The organism is Acidimicrobiales bacterium (assembly GCA_035533095.1).
In the GTDB taxonomy this organism is placed as follows: domain Bacteria; phylum Actinomycetota; class Acidimicrobiia; order Acidimicrobiales; family Palsa-688; genus DATLUM01.
In genome coordinates this window covers 1-14,872 of the sequence record DATLUM010000038.1, presented here as the reverse complement: position 1 = coordinate 14,872, position 14,872 = coordinate 1, and the positions used below count along the sequence as shown (strand labels likewise).

Sequence of the window (14,872 nt, the reverse complement as noted above, 5' to 3'; positions counted from 1 at the left end):
CTCGGCCTAGAGATCGAGTACGACCCGAGCGAGAAGGTCGTCCACGCCTCGATCTCGCCCCTGGCCCCTGTTGGGGTTAAACCGAGTGTCGGAGGGGGGACTTGAACCCCCACGTCCTTGCGGACACTAGCCCCTCAAGCTAGCGCGTCTGCCTATTCCGCCACTCCGACGTGGCCGCCACCGGCGGGTGGCGCAACGGTCGATCATAGTGGTCGGTCCCGCCGGCGGCGAAAGGACTCTCCACTACTAGTAGTGCCACGGGAAGCTCGACCAGTCGGGCGGCCGCTTCTGCAGGAACGCGTCACGCCCCTCAGCTGCCTCGTCGGTGCCGTAAGCGAGCCGGGTCGCTTCGCCCGCGAAGAGCTGCTGGCCGACCAACCCGTCGTCGATCAGGTTCATCGCATACTTGACCATGCGCTGAGCGGTGGGGCTCTTGCCGTTGATTTCTCGAGCCCACTGAAGTGCGGTTGACTCGAGCTCCTCATGGGGGACCACCGCGTTGACGGCGCCCATCGCATGCATCTCCGCCGCCGTGTAGGTCCGGCCCAGGAAGAAGATCTCACGGGCGAACTTCTGCCCCACCTGCCTGGCGAGGTACGCCGATCCGAACCCGCCGTCGAAGCTGGCGACGTCGGTGTCCGTCTGCTTGAAGCGCGCGTGCTCGGCGCTTGCGAGGGTCAGATCCGAAACGACGTGCAGGCTGTGGCCGCCACCCGCCGCCCAACCGGACACGACGCTGATGACGATCTTGGGCATGAACCTGATCAGGCGCTGCACCTCGAGAATGTGCAGCCGCCCCGTCCGGGCCGGGTCAACAGTCTCGGAAGTATCCCCGGCGGCGTACTGGTAGCCGTCCCGGCCCCTGATCCTCTGATCGCCGCCGGAGCAGAACGCCCAACCTCCATCCTTTGGCGAAGGGCCATTGCCGGTGAGCAGCACGCACCCGACATCGGGCGTCTGCCTCGCGTGATCCAGCGCCTGGTAGAGCTCGTCAACGGTGTGCGGCCTGAAGGCGTTGCGCACCTCCGGCCTGTTGAACGCCACTCGGACGGTGCCCTGATCGACAGCGCGGTGGTAGGTGATGTCGGCGAAACGGAAGCCGTCGACCTCTCGCCAGGCGGAGGGATCGAAGATCTCAGAGACCATGACCGCCGACACTAGGGCGAGCCGCTGGTCAGTCCCCACCTGGCGGCGTTGAACGCCGGACCGTCGGGCGACGGGTTCGGTGCCGCGCCGCTGACGTTCGACTGGCACGCGAGGACCTGAGGTATGGCGACTATCGGGAGATCCGCGTAGGCCTGCCAGGCCGCTTCATCGACCTGGTCGATCAATACCGGGCGCTGCGATCCTGAAGCCGCGGCAGCTGCAGCGACTGCCTGATCCAACGCAGCGCTGGACACCCCGCCCAGATTCGCCGGGGAGCCGGAGCTGTAGGCGGTGATCACCTGTGACGGCCAGGGTGTCAGCTGTCGCTCGATCAAGGCGATGTCCCAGGTGCCCGAAGTGGTTGTCTCCACCTGGAAGCCGGCGGCGTCGAGCTGCTCGGCGACCGCCTGCGACGCGGCCACCGCCACCGCGTCGGTCAGCGTCACCTCGAACCGGAGACCCGCGACGGAGGTAGGTGGCGCCTTGCCTCCCGGCAGAGGTGGGGTTGTGTTCGCCGTGTAACCGGACTCCCCCGTCACCAGGAACCGGTTGGCGGTGGGCGGGGCCTGGGGGTCGACGCCGGCGAGAGCCTGCGAGATGACCCCCGAGCGTGCGATCGCCTGGGTGACGGCGGCGCGGGTGTCGGCGGAGCGCATCGGCCCGCTCTTCGCGTTGAAGACAACGTCGATGTAGGTCGACCCGGGGGCGACGTTCACTGTCAGGTTGCCGGCCGATTTCAGGGTTGAAAGAGCGGCCGCCGTGGCAGGAACGCTTGCGCAGCTGATCTGGCCGGCCGTGAGAGCAGAGGTGATCTGCTCTGTGTCAGGCAGGAAGTGCACGTCGAGTTCCAGGGCTGCTGCGGGTGGGCCGGCATAAGACGGGTTGCGGACAAGGTGAACGACGCCAGACGGATCGTAGGAAGCGACCACGTAGGGACCATCGGAGACAAGGTCGGCAATGGGGTCGGTGAATCCGGTGTCGAAGCCGACTCGCTGGGCCACGTGCGCCGGAAGCAGGTGGCGGAAGAGCGCTGTCCAGTCAGGGTCTGGCGTCGAGAAGACCACGGTGACGACGTCGGATGAGGCCGGCGAAATGGTCACGGACTTCACGTCGCTGTACCCGCTGATGCTGGCCGGGGTGAACGCCTTCCCGTTCACGTCGGTGGTCGCGGCACTCCCCGACTGGACCGACCAGTTGTAGACAAAATCGGCGCCGGACACCGGGGTTCCGTCCGACCACCTCGCCTCGGGATTGATCTTGTAGACGATCGTCTGGGGGTATTGGGACGTCTCCGTGGCCGACTGGACCAGCGCCGTGTTCAGAACCGGATTGAAGTCAGGCCCGAAGGTGAAGACCGACGGCCACACCTGGTCGGCGACGGCTGAGAGAGCCTGCTGGTCGGTCCCCGCGGCGAGGATGTTCCAGTTGGCAGGCGGGCTGGAGTTGACTGCGTAGCTCAGCTCGGTCACCGGCGCGGCCGACGGAGGCGGAGCGCCTTGACGAGCCGGCGGCGTACCGCGGGGGCTGTGGGACGAGCTGCAGCCGCTCGCAGCGATGAGGGCCGCCGCCGCAGCGGCAAGCGCTCGCCGATTGAGGCGAGCCACTAGTGCAAGCGAACTCGGGGGTCGAGGAAGGCGTAGAAGATGTCGACGAGGATGTTCGCCGCGACGACGGCCGCCGTGGCCACCACGACGATCCCGATGATCACCGGAAGATCGTTCTGCTCGATCGCATGGACGGCCGTCCAGCCCAGACCCGGGATCCCGAACGTGTACTCGGTCAGGATCGCACCACCGAGGAGGGTCCCGACGTCGATGCCGAACTGGCTCACGACCGGTGTCAACGCAGAGCGGAGAGCATGGCGGTATATCACTCGCCGCTCGAGCAGTCCCTTGGACCGGGCGGTGCGGATGTAGTCCTCCCCCATCACCTCGAGCATCGACCCGCGAGTCAGCCGCGTGTAGGTCGCCGCGGAGATGAGCGCGAGCGCCATCCACGGCAGCAGGAAGCTCTTGAAGAACGTAAGAGGGTTGTGCGGGACCGCCCCGGGCCCCTGTCCCGGGAACACATGGATCCCGGCCCGGCTGAACTGGAAGTAGAACACGTACAGGAGGATCAGGCCGAGTACGAACACCGGCGTCGAGTAGAAGAACAGCGCCGTAGCCGTGGCCGAACGGTCCCAGATGGAGCCGCGGCGGACCGCTGAGAGCACACCGGACAGGACGCCCAGCACGAACCAGATGATCGCGGCACCGATCGCGAGCGACAGCGTCAGCGGGAAGGCCTCACGGATCACAGTGGTCACGGGCTGATCGTGAATGTACGAGTACAGCTTGGCGTGCAGCAACTGGTTCCAGACGAAGTGCCAGTAGACCTTGATCATCGGCTGATTGAGGTGAAGTCGCAGCAGGACGAGGTGAACCTGCTGAGGCGTCGCCTGCTTGCCGGCGAGCCGCCTGGCGACGTCCTGAGGACCGGGACCGACGAAGAAGATCAGGAAGACGAGCGTGACTGTGAGCCATACGACGAACAGTCCGAGAAGGATCCGGCGGATCAGGAAGCGGGCCATGGCGACCTATATCCGTTCCAGGCGAGGATCGAGTGCATCGCGTATCCCGTCGCCGAAGATGTTGAACGCGAGAGTCGTTATCACCAGCGCGGCGCTCGGGAAGAAGAGGAACCACCACGCCTGCTGGTACAGGACCTGCGACTCAGAGATCATCTGGCCCCAGTCGGCGGTGGGTGGCGGTATGCCCAGCCCAAGAAAGGAGAGAGCCGCCTCGGTCACGATCGTCACCGGGATCAGCAGAGTCGCGTAGACGATGAGCTGAGTGGTGACGTTCGGCAGGATGTCGACGATCATGATCCGCCACGAACTGGCCCCGAGGGATCGTGCTGCCTCGATGTACTCCTTCTCCCGGATGGACAACACCTGCCCCCGGACGATCCTCGCGATCGCCGCCCACGCGAACACCGCGATCACGAACACGATGATCGGAAGACCTTTGACTCCGAGCAGCTTCCCCTGGTTGCCCCCCAAGAAGCCGACCGACACCAGGGAGATGGCGAACATGAGGTAGGGCAGGGACAACACGATGTCGATCAGCCGCGCGATCAGCGTGTCGACGATTCCGCCGAGGTAGCCGGCAGCCAGGCCCAGAAGACCGCCGATCACCACGACGATGAGGGTCACAGCGACGCCCACAAACAGGGATATGCGCGTGCCGTATGCGATCCGGACGAGGACGTCGCGGCCCTGGTCATCGGTTCCGAGCACGAAGGTGCCGTTCGGACCGCGAGGCAGACCGTCGGGCGAGAGGCCGGTGTTACGGAACTGCTGGTTGACGCCGTGGCCGGTCACGGTGGCGAACAACGGGGCGAAGATGGCCACGAGGATGATGACCACGATCACGCCCAAGGCGATCATGGCTGCCCGGTCGCGCCTGAGACGCGCCCACGCGAGCTGCCATGTGCCGCGCCCCTCGATCTTCGCCGCCACCTCTTCACCGGTGGCTCCGCTGAGAGGAGAACCCGGCTCCCGAACCGTCTCGACGGATGATGATGCACTCAAGCTCATTGTGTGCCTCCCTCGGTCCGATCCGAGAGGCCGTGAAGAACCTCCAGGCCAACCAACTCGGGTTCTACCACGCGGTCTTCGGTGGAGATAGTGGGCCTGCTAGCCGTGAGGTCTTCGCCGTCGGCTACCGGGAAATGGCACGCGGCGAGGTGCGACGCGTCGTCTGACAGCCGTGGCACGAGATCCGGCACCTCGTCGACGCATCGTTGCTGGGCCTTCGGGCAGCGGGGGTGGAACCGGCAGCCGCTCGGGGGGTTGATCGGCGAAGGCACGTCGCCGACGAGGATGATCCGCTCACGTTGCGAAGCCGTCTTCGGATCCGGTACCGGAACGGCCGACAAGAGAGCCTTGGCGTAAGGGTGCCGAGCGCGGGTGTAGATGTCTTCGACCGGAGCCATCTCGACGATCTTGCCCAAGTACATAATGGCCACCCGATCGCTCACGTGGCGCACCACGGACAGATCGTGGGCGATGAAGATGTACGTCAGCTGGAACTGGTCCTGCAGGTCCGACAGCAGGTTGACGATCTGCGCCTGGATCGACACGTCGAGCGCTGACACGGGCTCGTCACAGACGATCAGCTTCGGACGCAGAGCGAGGGCTCGGGCCACCCCGATCCGCTGGCGCTGGCCACCGGAGAACTCGGCCGGGAACCTGTTGTAGTGCTCGGGATTGAGGCCGACGACCTCCATCAGCTCCTGGACCCGGCGCTTGCGCTCATCGCCCCGGGCCACCCCGTGAATGGCGAACGGATCTCCGATGATCGAGCCCACCCGGCGCTTCGGATTGAGCGAGCCATAAGGATCCTGGAAGATCATCTGCACCTCGCGCCGGACCGGGCGGAGGTGGCGAGGCTTCAACCGGCTTATGTCCTGGCCGTCGAAGACGACCTTTCCCGAGGTCAGGTCGAACAGGCGGGCGATGCACCGGGCCAGGGTGGACTTGCCGCAGCCGGTCTCACCGACGATACCGAGCGTCTCGCCCCGGCGGACCTCCAGGCTGACGCCGTCGACTGCATGCACGACATCGCGGGAGCGCCTCAGACTCCCCGACTGGACGGGGAAATGTTTCACCACGTCGGTCGCCGACACCAACACGTCGCCCCCTGGTGCGGTCATCTCGCCAGCGCCTCCCCGGTGACGCGCAACCTGACCTCCTCCCGGCCGGCCCGGGTATGGGGCAGCCAGCATGCCGACCGATGTGACACCGAGCCTTCGACAGGGTCGAGCGGCGGTGGCGGATCTGTGCGGCACTTGTCGAAGACGTATGGGCACCTCGGGTGGAACGGGCATCCCTTCGGCGGGTTGATCAAGCTGGGCGGCTGACCCGCGATCGGATGCAAACGCTCGCGCTCTCCGCCGTATGCAGGAAGCGACCTGAGCAGACCCTCCGTGTAGGGATGGTGGTTCTGGTAGAAGATCTCGTCCCGGGTGGCATGTTCCATGGCCGAGCCCGCGTACATCACCACGACGTCGTCGGCGACCTCCGCGATGACACCGAGGTCGTGGGTGATCAGGATCACGGCGGTGTCGAACTCCTCCTGGAGGCGCTCGATCACCCGCAGCACCTGCGCCTGGACCGTCACGTCCAACGCCGTCGTGGGCTCGTCCGCGATGAGGAGCACCGGGTTGAGAGACATGGCCATCGCGATCATCGCTCTCTGGCGCATTCCACCGGAGAACTGATGGGGATAGTCGTCGACACGCCGTTCCGGCTGAGGGATCCCCACGAGGCGCAGCAGGTCGACGGCCCTTTGGCGGGCGGCTTTCTTCGACGTGTCCGGCTCATGAGCGCGGATCATCTCGACTATCTGCCATCCCACCCGGTAGTAGGGATGGAGGCTCGAAAGCGGATCCTGGAAGATCATCGCTATCTGCGGCCCGCGTACCTGCCGCAACTCCGCCTGGGTCATGGTGAGTAGGTCTTTTCCACGGAACAGAGCCTGCCCGGAGACCTCCGCGCCCCGAGTCAAACCTGTGATCGTCTGGGTGGCGACACTCTTGCCGGAGCCCGATTCGCCCACAATGCCGAGTGTCTTCCCTTTATCCACCGAAAAGGACACGCCCCGGACCGCTTGCACGACGCCGTCGATCGTAGGAAACGAGACTTCAAGGTCCTTGATCTCCAGAAGCGCCATGTGGCGTCCCCTTCTGCTGCCGCTATTGCGGTGATCGGCCCGGCGAGTCGCCGGGCCGATCACCTTCAGTACTAACTATGCCCTCATCCGGGCAGGTTTGCCTCTTAGCTCAACCAAACGTTCGTCGGGTCGAACTGCTGGATGGCGGGGACGTAGATGGCGTTGTGCACCTGCGAGCCTCGCATGAGGGGCTGGTTGGGGTCGGTGATCGGGAAGATCGCCGCTTCCTTCATGACCTGGACGTCAGCCTGATGCCACAGGCTCGCGGCGGCCGAGGAGTTCGGGGCCTTGAGTGCCTGGTCGATCAGGCTGTTGACGGCGGAGCTGCTGAAGAACCCGAAGTCGCTCGAGTTCGGGGGCAGGATCCGGCCATCGAACAGCGGCTCGAAGAAGGACTTCGCCGCGTCGCCGTACCAGTCAGGACCCCAACCGGCGAGGGACACGTCCCAGGTGCCGTTCTTCGCCACCGAGGGAACCTCGAGGTACTTGGTGTAGAAGTCCGCGCTGGGCACACCCACACCGGTGACCGTGATCCCGAGCTGGCCCAGGTCGGCCTGGATCGTCTGGAACATCTTGGAGCTGACCGACGACGAAGGCCGGTACAGGAACTTCAAGGTTAGGTTCGTGACGCCCGCTTGGGTGAGCATCTGCTTCGCCTTGGTCGGGTTGTAGGGGTACGGGTCGTACGTCGGCGTAGAGCCACCGATGCCCGTAGGCAGGATCTGGGTGAGCGGCGGGGACACTGAAGGACCGCCGGCGTCCTGGATCAGGTGGGTCCGGTTGAGCGCGTACTCGAGAGCCTGGCGTACCTCGACCTTGCCGAGAGCGCCGTTGTTGTTGGGCGACACGGTGTTGAACAGGACGTAGGGGTTCGTCGAGTAGGTGGACTGCAGGTTGAACCTGGGGTCCTTGTTCGCGATCAGTCCCGGGACGACGTTGATGGGCGGGAAGGAATCAAACTCCATGTCCGCCTGCGGCGAGTTGGTCTCGATCTCCTGCTCGTTCTGCGTCTGGTTGCCGGTCTCCGTCACGACGATCTTGTCGACGTACGCCTTGCGGATCGGGTCCGTGCTGGCCTTCCAGGCCGGGTTGCGCACGAAGTTGATGGTCTTGCCCGGGTCGTAGCTGGAGACCTGGTAGGGGCCGTCGGCGATCGTGTGCTGTGCCAGGTCGTTGCTGGCCGGCAGGTAGTTGAGGTACTCGACCGGAGCCGGCGCGAACGGCGGCAGGGTCAGCATGTCGGTGAAGTACGACGATGGCTTGACCAGCGTGAAGTCCACGGTCAACGGGTTCGACGGGTCCACCGAAACACCGGAGATGTTGTGGGTGTCGATGTACTGCTTGATGGCCGTGGTGGTCTGCGCCACGTTGGCGAACGCGTTGCAGAAGTCGCTGTAACCGGAGAGGATGTCACTGAAGTCGGGCTGGCCACCGAATGGCTGCACCGGGTTGCAGGACCGCTTCACGCCGAGCACGACGTCGGCGGCCTTGACCTGGCGCGCAGGCGTGGTGTTCCACATGGCGCCGGTACGGATGGTGACCGCGTACTTCAACCCTCCGTCTGTGATGTGCGGCATCGCTGTCGCGAGGTCCGGCACCGCGGTGGTGGTCTTGCCCTCAATCGCCGGGTAGTTGTAGAGCTGGCGGCTCCACTCACGCAGGCCCAGGTACCCGATGGTGTAGTAGCTGATGTTCGGGTCCATGTAGTCGACGTCGCCCGTGCCGAGCATGGTGAGGGTCCCGCCGGACTTCGGCGTGCCCCCCGAGTTCGGCTGGAATATCTGGGTTCCGCCGGCGTTGGTCGCGCCGGTCCCCGGACTTGTAGTTCCCTTGTTGCTGCTCCCACATGCCGCAGCTACGAGCGCCAGTGTTGCTATTCCGGCGCCTAGCTGCAACGTCCTTCGCTTAAAACGTTGCACCTTTCGAGACCCTCCTCATCTCACGACCGTCGCTTTTCGCTCCGGTCACCTTTGTCGTCCGCTCCACCACCAACGGGTTCTCCCTTTCGTCCCGTTCACTGGAGGCGGATCGCGAGGATGATGGTGGTGAAAAGGAAACAGGCGGAACATGCGATCGTCGCCCTGTCCAGGTTCCGCTCGGCCACAGTCGACCCAGCGGCTGCCTGACCCAGACCGCCACCGAACATCTCCGACAACCCGCCACCCTTGCCGCTATGCAAAAGGACCATGCCTATCAGCAGCAAAGAGACGACGATGTGGATGACAATGATGACAGCGGTCAGCAAGGCTTAGACGCCTCCTCCTCTTGCATTTTCACCTGTCGTTCCTCAGGCGGCGGACGCAACATAGCAGCACAGCGTTGCATTTTGCGAGATACCTGTGTTGGCGAGACCACTTTGTTGCAACAGATGTTTCAGCGATTTCACAGGATCACTGGCCCGTGAAGGAGACGATCCTCGCGAAATCCGACGGGTCGAGGCTGGCACCACCGACCAGCGCCCCGTCGACATCGGGTAGTGCCATGAGGTCGTCGATGTTGTCCGGCTTGACCGAGCCGCCGTACTGGATTCTCACGGACGCCCCTGCTTGGGCTCCGTGCTCGGCGACGACGGTCGACCGGATCGCCTCGCAAACGGCCTGCGCATCCTCCGGGGTGGCCGTCCGCCCGGTTCCGATCGCCCAGATGGGCTCGTACGCGACGACCAACGAGGCCACCGACTCCGGGACGACCCCCGCAAGCCCAGCGCGGAGTTGACCTATCACCTTCTCCTCGGTAACGCCCGCCTCGCGCTCGTCGAGCGTCTCGCCCACACACATGATCGGTGTCATGGCGGCGGCGAGCACGGCCTTGACCTTCTTGTTGACCGTCTCGTCGGTCTCTCCGAACATCTCCCGCCGTTCGGAGTGGCCGACTATTACATAGTGAACGTTGAGCTTGGCGAGCATCAACGGGCTCACCTCGCCGGTGTAGGCGCCCTTGGCCTCCCAGTGGACGTCCTGCGCTCCGAGCGCCATGGGCATGTCGTCCGCGTCGAGAACGGTCTGCACCGACCGCAGCGCGGTGAACGGCGGGTGGATGGATACGTCCCGCTTCGACGTGGTCGCGGGTTCGAGGCTGTACGCGAGCTTCTGGACGACGTTGATCGCCTCGAGGTGGGTGAGGTTCATCTTCCAGTTGCCTGATATGAGCGGGCGCCGGCCGCTGCCGGCTTTCGATGCGCTCACGTCGCGACCATGCCAGATCGGAGCGCGGCTACTCCGGGCAGATCGCCGTGCTCCAGGAATTCCAGAGACGCTCCCCCGCCGGTCGACAGGTGGTCGACATCGCCGGCGAGGCCGAACTCGGCGAGGGCCGCCGCGCTGTCGCCACCACCGACGACGGTGAAACCTCGAGTCGCGGCGACCGCTTCGGCGACGGTGCGGGTACCGGCTGCAAAACGCGGATCCTCGAAGACGCCCATCGGCCCGTTCCACAGGACCGTTGCGGCTGCACCTATGACGTCGGCGAACTCGGCCGCGGTGCCGGGTCCGATGTCCAGCCCGATCCATTCGTCGGGTACGTCCGCCCCCACCTGGCGCGTCTCGCCCGATGGCTGCACGCCGGCGCCGAACCTGCCACCAGGGCTCAGGACGGTCAGGTCGGACGGAACCTGGATCTGGTCGCCCGACTCGAGCAGCCGGCGACAGGTGTCGACCTGGTCGGCTTCGAACAGGGACTCGCCGACGGAGTGACCCTGCGCGGCGAGGAAGGTGAAGCACATGCCGCCGCCGACGAGCAGCGTGTCCACCCGCTTCAGAAGAGACTCGATGACGCCGAGCTTGTCGCTCACCTTCGAACCGCCGAGCACGGCGACGAACGGGCGCTTGGCACCTTCGAGCAGGCCACCGAGCACCTCGACCTCCCGGGCCATCACACGACCGGCGGCGGAGGGGAGGAACCTCGGCGGGCCCACGACCGACGCGTGCGCCCGGTGGGCGGCCCCGAAGGCGTCGTTGACGAAGACGTCGTGGCCTTCGACGAGCTCCTTGGCGAAAGACAGATCGCCGGCTTCCTCTCGCGGATCGAAGCGGAGGTTCTCGAGGAGCTCGACTTTCGACGGGTCGGCGCCGGCCGCTTCGACGAGCTCGCGCAGGTGCACGCGGACCGGCTCCATGCTGAAACGGGGGTCCGGCTTGCCCTTGGGCCGGCCGAGGTGGCTCGCTGTTGTCACCCGCCTCGCGCCGTGGTCGAGCAGCCAGATGATCGTCTCCATCGGGAGCCGCATCCTGAGGTCGTCGGTGATGCGGCCGTCGACTATCGGGACGTTGTAGTCCGTTCGCATCAACACGCTCTTGCCTCCGACATCGGGGAGGTCTTCGAGCGTCGGCGTCTTTTCCATCATCTGCTGCCGACGAGGCGCGCGAGATCCACGAGCCTGTTCGAGTACCCCCACTCGTTGTCGTACCAACCGAACACCTTCACCAGCGAGCCCATGGCCATCGTCAACAGCGAGTCGAACGTGCAGGACGCCGGCGACCCCACTATGTCGCTCGACACGATCGGATCGGCCGTGTAGACGAGCACCTTCGAAAGCGGGCCGGACGACGCCGCCTCGCGGAACGCCTGGTTGATCTCCTCCACCGTCACCTCGCAATTGAGAATGCCGGTGAAGTCCGTGATCGAACCGTCGACCACCGGCACCCGCAGCGCCGTCCCGTCCAGACGGCCCTTCATCGACTCCATGACCAGGCTGGTCGCGCGCGCAGCCCCCGTCGACGCCGGGACGATGTTGACCGGCGCCGAGCGCGCACGGCGCAGGTCCTTGTGGGCGAGGTCGAGAAGGTTCTGGTCGTTGGTGTAAGCGTGGACCGTCGTCATGAGGCCCTTCTCGATCCCGAACGCATCGTCGAGAACCTTCATCATCGGCACGAAGCAGTTGGTCGTGCACGACGCGTTCGACACGACCTTGTGTGCGGCCGGGTCGTAGGTGTCGTCGTTGACGCCGACGACGAACGTGGCATCGACCCCCGTCGCCGGCGCTGAGATGATGACCCGCGGCGCGCCGGCGTCTATGTGGGCGGCGGCCTTCTCACGGCTGGTGAACAATCCCGTCGACTCCACGACCACGTCGACCCCGAGGTCCGCCCACGGGAGCGCTTTCGGATCGCGCTCGGAGAAGACCTGGAACGTCTGGTCGCCGACTCTGATCGAGTCGTCGCTGTGCTCGACGGCGGCCTCGAGCGTTCCCTGCGTCGAGTCGTACTTGAGGAGGTGGGCGTTCGTGGCGGTGGGGACCAGGTCGTTGACACCGACGACCGTCACCTCGGGGGCCGATGGGTCACTCGCCGCCTGCTGCAGCGCCGATCGCACGAAGTTGCGACCGATTCGGCCGAAACCGTTGATCCCTACTCGAATCGCCATCATCGACTCCTTCTTCTCTTAGCGCCGGTCACTATGTCAGCCGGCGAAGCACAGCGGCCAGACGTGCGGGGGCGTGTCCTGCGCCGTCGGGCCGGTTGACGGGGGCGCGCACGACGCGGATTCCGTCCAGCTGCTCGGGAGCCGCCGGGTCGTGTGTGATCATCGCATCCACCGGCACCCCGTGACCGAGGACCGCGCGCAGGTGGTCCGCCGGCGTGAAGCCGGCGGTCTCGGGGGGTTGGGGACGCAGGTTGCAGACGTAGACGATGGATCGCGCGCCGGCGTTGGCTTGGCGTCGGGCTTCGAGGGCGTCGCGTATCCCCGGCACGACGCACACGGCGAGGACGCTCGTGAAAAGAGACCCGGGCCCGATGACGATCTGGTCTGCGCCGGCGATCGCCGCGAGAACCTCGGCGGGGACGGGAGCGTCGGGCGGGACGATCGAGACACCAGAGATGGTGCCCGGCGACTCGGAGACGTTGACCTGCCCGAGGACTTCAGTGCCGGCGACGTCGGCCTTCAGCACCACGGGCGTGGCCGTGGCGGGGAGCACCCGGCCCACCGTCCCGAGCAGCGACGAGGCGAGTTGGAGGGCCTCCCCGAAGTCGCCGGTGACGTTCGCCAGGCCGGTGATCAGGAGGTTGCCGAGCGCGTGACCCTCGAGGTCCCCCGAGGGGAACCGGTACTCGAAAGCGCGGGCCCAGGTCGAGTCCGCGTCGGCGCCCGCCATCGCGACCAGGCAGCGCCTCAGGTCGCCGGGGGCGGGGATGCCCGCGATCTGGCGGAGCCGGCCGCTGGATCCACCGTCGTCGGCTACCGACACGACCGCCGTGAGCTCGCCGGCGTAGAGGCGGGCGGCCTGGAGGGTGGTGGCGAGGCCGTGTCCGCCTCCGAGGGCGACGACGCGCGGGCGCCGGCGGGGGTCCTTTGCGGGGGTGACCGGTGTCGGGGGGGTGACCGGTGTCGGGGGGGTCACCGGTCGATGTCCCGATGGATCACCGATGGTTCATACCCCCGCGCACGCAGGCGCTGCGCGACTTCGGCGGCCAGGGCCACGGACCTGTGGCGCCCGCCGGTGCAACCGATGGCGACCGTCAGGTACGACTTGCCTTCCCTTATGTAGCCCGGCAACAGGAATCCCAGGAGGTCGTCGATCCGGTTGAGGAACTCTTTGGCGTCGGGCTGCTCGAACACGTACGCCCTCACGGCCTCGTCGAGCCCGGTCAGCGGCCTGAGCTCGTCCACCCAGTGGGGGTTGGGCAGGAACCGCGCGTCGAACACGTCATCGACGTCGAGCGGGAGGCCGTGCTTGAACCCAAACGACATCACCGACACCTGCAGTCGCTCCAAACGATCCGCGGTGAAGAGATCGAGGAGGCGGTCGCGTAGCTGGTTGACGTGGAGATCCGACGTGTCGACCACGACGTCCGCCATGGCCCGTATCGGCTGCAGCCGCTCCCGCTCCAGGGAGATCGCCTCGGTCACCCCCTCCTGTCCGAGAGGGTGCCGCCGGCGGGTCCCCTCGAAACGGCGGATCAGCACGTCGTCGGACGCCTCCAGGAACAGGGTGCGGACCTTCGAGCCGCGGCCGCGGAGATGGCCGACGGCCGCCTCCAGATCGTCGAGCTGCTGGGCATCACGGCCGACGACCAGGGCGATGCGCTCGATCGTGGTCCCGGGGGATTCGACCAGGTCGGCCACCTTCGTGATCAGGGGCGTCGGGATGTTGTCGATCACGAACCAGCCGAGGTCCTCGAGGGTCGCGGCGGCCTGAGAGCGGCCGGCGCCGGAGAGCCCGGTGATGAGGGCGAACTCGGCCATGGGGTCATTCTGCCGTGGCGGCCCGGGATCGTGGGGGTGGTGTGGCGGAGTGGGTGGGCCGGGTGGATGGGCCGGGTGGATGGGGCCGGGTGCTACGGCGGATCGGCTCGGTCGTGCGGGTTCAGCGGTCATCCGATGGGAGTGGGTAACCTAAATATGCTGAGAGGATATTTAAGTTACCCAGTTGCCCTGAAGCCACTCCCTAGTTAATGTCGTCTCATGATATCTGATGTTGAGAACGGCGTCAGAGATTGGCTCGCAAGGCATCAGGGCGTCATTAGCCGCCAGGAGGCACTCAGGCTCGGGCTGACGGAGCAGCAGATCGTCAGCCGACTCCGGACCGGCGCCTGGGTCCGCCAGACCCGAGGGGTCTACCGGCTTACCGGGTCGCCGCCGGGTCCGCTGGGAGATCTCCGTGCTGCGGTTCTCGCGTGCGGGCGGCAGGCGGCGGCGTCGCACCTCTCCGCGGCGTGGCTGTGGGGCCTGGCCGACGCACCACCGCCGGCGCACGCGACCCGGCCGGCGCCGGCAACCCGGCCGACCGTGACGATCCCGCACACGAAGGTGAGAGACGTCGAGGGAGTCCGGGTCGTTCGCAGCCGCATAACGTCCCGGCTTGCCGTCCGGCGCGGGATCCCGTGCACCGACCCGGTACGGACAATCCTCGACTGCGCCGCGGACATGGGTCCGCACGAGATCGACGACCTGGTCGACCGGGCGCTCGCCCGCCGCCTCGCACGCGTCGACGACCTCGTCCACGCCGTGGAGCGATCAGCGGAGTTCCGGCGGCACCCCGGCCGGGTGACGCTCGCTGCACGCCTAGTGCCGCG

At 66.3% G+C, this 14,872-nt stretch carries 14 protein-coding genes and 1 tRNA gene; 1 reads left to right on the top strand and 14 read right to left on the bottom strand.

Annotated features, from left to right (window positions below; all coding sequences use genetic code 11):
- Positions 1-86: 86 nt before the first annotated feature.
- From VNF71_03650 to rapZ, 14 genes are all read right to left on the bottom strand, one after another.
- A tRNA-Leu gene (locus tag VNF71_03650) sits at positions 87-170 on the bottom strand.
- 76 nt (positions 171-246) lie between these two features.
- The gene (locus VNF71_03645; GenBank protein ID HVA73638.1) at positions 247-1,146 is read right to left on the bottom strand and encodes a 1,4-dihydroxy-2-naphthoyl-CoA synthase; all 900 of its coding nucleotides are present in this window, start codon (positions 1,144-1,146) and stop codon (positions 247-249) included.
- A gap of 11 nt (positions 1,147-1,157) precedes the next feature.
- The gene (locus VNF71_03640) at positions 1,158-2,750 is read right to left on the bottom strand and encodes an ABC transporter substrate-binding protein (GenBank protein HVA73637.1); all 1,593 of its coding nucleotides are present in this window, start codon (positions 2,748-2,750) and stop codon (positions 1,158-1,160) included.
- Positions 2,750-3,715: an ABC transporter permease gene (locus tag VNF71_03635; GenBank protein ID HVA73636.1), complete on the bottom strand. Its 966-nt coding sequence runs from the start codon at positions 3,713-3,715 to the stop codon at positions 2,750-2,752. The genes VNF71_03640 and VNF71_03635 overlap by 1 nt, the downstream gene beginning before the upstream one ends.
- 6 nt (positions 3,716-3,721) lie before the next feature.
- A complete protein-coding gene (locus VNF71_03630) occupies positions 3,722-4,723 on the bottom strand; it encodes an ABC transporter permease (GenBank protein HVA73635.1) in 1,002 nt (333 codons plus the stop codon).
- Entirely contained in the window at positions 4,720-5,841 is a 1,122-nt protein-coding gene (locus VNF71_03625; protein ID HVA73634.1) for a dipeptide ABC transporter ATP-binding protein, read from the bottom strand. The genes VNF71_03630 and VNF71_03625 overlap by 4 nt, the downstream gene beginning before the upstream one ends.
- A complete protein-coding gene (locus VNF71_03620; GenBank protein HVA73633.1) occupies positions 5,838-6,860 on the bottom strand; it encodes an ABC transporter ATP-binding protein in 1,023 nt (340 codons plus the stop codon). Before VNF71_03620 ends, VNF71_03625 begins: the two co-directional genes overlap by 4 nt.
- 104 nt (positions 6,861-6,964) lie before the next feature.
- Positions 6,965-8,779: an ABC transporter substrate-binding protein gene (locus tag VNF71_03615; protein HVA73632.1), complete on the bottom strand. Its 1,815-nt coding sequence runs from the start codon at positions 8,777-8,779 to the stop codon at positions 6,965-6,967.
- A gap of 95 nt (positions 8,780-8,874) precedes the next feature.
- Positions 8,875-9,105 (bottom strand): preprotein translocase subunit SecG, encoded by a 231-nt coding sequence (secG, locus tag VNF71_03610; GenBank protein HVA73631.1) that lies wholly within the window; start codon positions 9,103-9,105, stop codon positions 8,875-8,877.
- A gap of 145 nt (positions 9,106-9,250) precedes the next feature.
- Positions 9,251-10,045, bottom strand: a complete 795-nt coding sequence (gene tpiA, locus VNF71_03605) for a triose-phosphate isomerase (protein ID HVA73630.1) — start codon at positions 10,043-10,045, stop codon at positions 9,251-9,253.
- On the bottom strand, positions 10,042-11,199 hold the full coding sequence (locus VNF71_03600) for a phosphoglycerate kinase (protein ID HVA73629.1): 1,158 nt from the start codon (positions 11,197-11,199) through the stop codon (positions 10,042-10,044). The genes tpiA and VNF71_03600 overlap by 4 nt, the downstream gene beginning before the upstream one ends.
- Positions 11,199-12,221 carry a type I glyceraldehyde-3-phosphate dehydrogenase gene (gene gap, locus VNF71_03595; GenBank protein HVA73628.1) on the bottom strand — a complete coding sequence of 341 codons (1,023 nt, stop codon included), beginning with the start codon at positions 12,219-12,221 and terminating at the stop codon, positions 11,199-11,201. The genes VNF71_03600 and gap overlap by 1 nt, the downstream gene beginning before the upstream one ends.
- A gap of 31 nt (positions 12,222-12,252) precedes the next feature.
- Positions 12,253-13,197, bottom strand: coding sequence for a uridine diphosphate-N-acetylglucosamine-binding protein YvcK (gene yvcK, locus VNF71_03590; GenBank protein ID HVA73627.1), 945 nt, complete (start codon positions 13,195-13,197; stop codon positions 12,253-12,255).
- Positions 13,194-14,042: an RNase adapter RapZ gene (gene rapZ / locus VNF71_03585; protein ID HVA73626.1), complete on the bottom strand. Its 849-nt coding sequence runs from the start codon at positions 14,040-14,042 to the stop codon at positions 13,194-13,196. The genes yvcK and rapZ overlap by 4 nt, the downstream gene beginning before the upstream one ends.
- A gap of 219 nt (positions 14,043-14,261) precedes the next feature.
- On the opposite strand from rapZ, the gene VNF71_03580 reads away from it, so the two are divergent.
- On the top strand, positions 14,262-14,872 hold a 611-nt coding region (locus tag VNF71_03580), incomplete at its 3' end, for a type IV toxin-antitoxin system AbiEi family antitoxin domain-containing protein (GenBank protein ID HVA73625.1).

Coding starts and splice junctions, on each gene's coding strand:
- VNF71_03625 (HVA73634.1), bottom strand. CDS start 5,841: ATGACCGCACCAGGGGGCGACGTGTTGGTGTCGGCGACCGACGTGGTG.
- VNF71_03645 (HVA73638.1), bottom strand. CDS start 1,146: ATGGTCTCTGAGATCTTCGATCCCTCCGCCTGGCGAGAGGTCGACGGC.
- VNF71_03635 (HVA73636.1), bottom strand. CDS start 3,715: ATGGCCCGCTTCCTGATCCGCCGGATCCTTCTCGGACTGTTCGTCGTA.
- VNF71_03620 (HVA73633.1), bottom strand. CDS start 6,860: ATGGCGCTTCTGGAGATCAAGGACCTTGAAGTCTCGTTTCCTACGATC.
- VNF71_03630 (HVA73635.1), bottom strand. CDS start 4,723: ATGAGCTTGAGTGCATCATCATCCGTCGAGACGGTTCGGGAGCCGGGT.
- gap (HVA73628.1), bottom strand. CDS start 12,221: ATGGCGATTCGAGTAGGGATCAACGGTTTCGGCCGAATCGGTCGCAAC.
- rapZ (HVA73626.1), bottom strand. CDS start 14,042: ATGGCCGAGTTCGCCCTCATCACCGGGCTCTCCGGCGCCGGCCGCTCT.
- VNF71_03600 (HVA73629.1), bottom strand. CDS start 11,199: ATGGAAAAGACGCCGACGCTCGAAGACCTCCCCGATGTCGGAGGCAAG.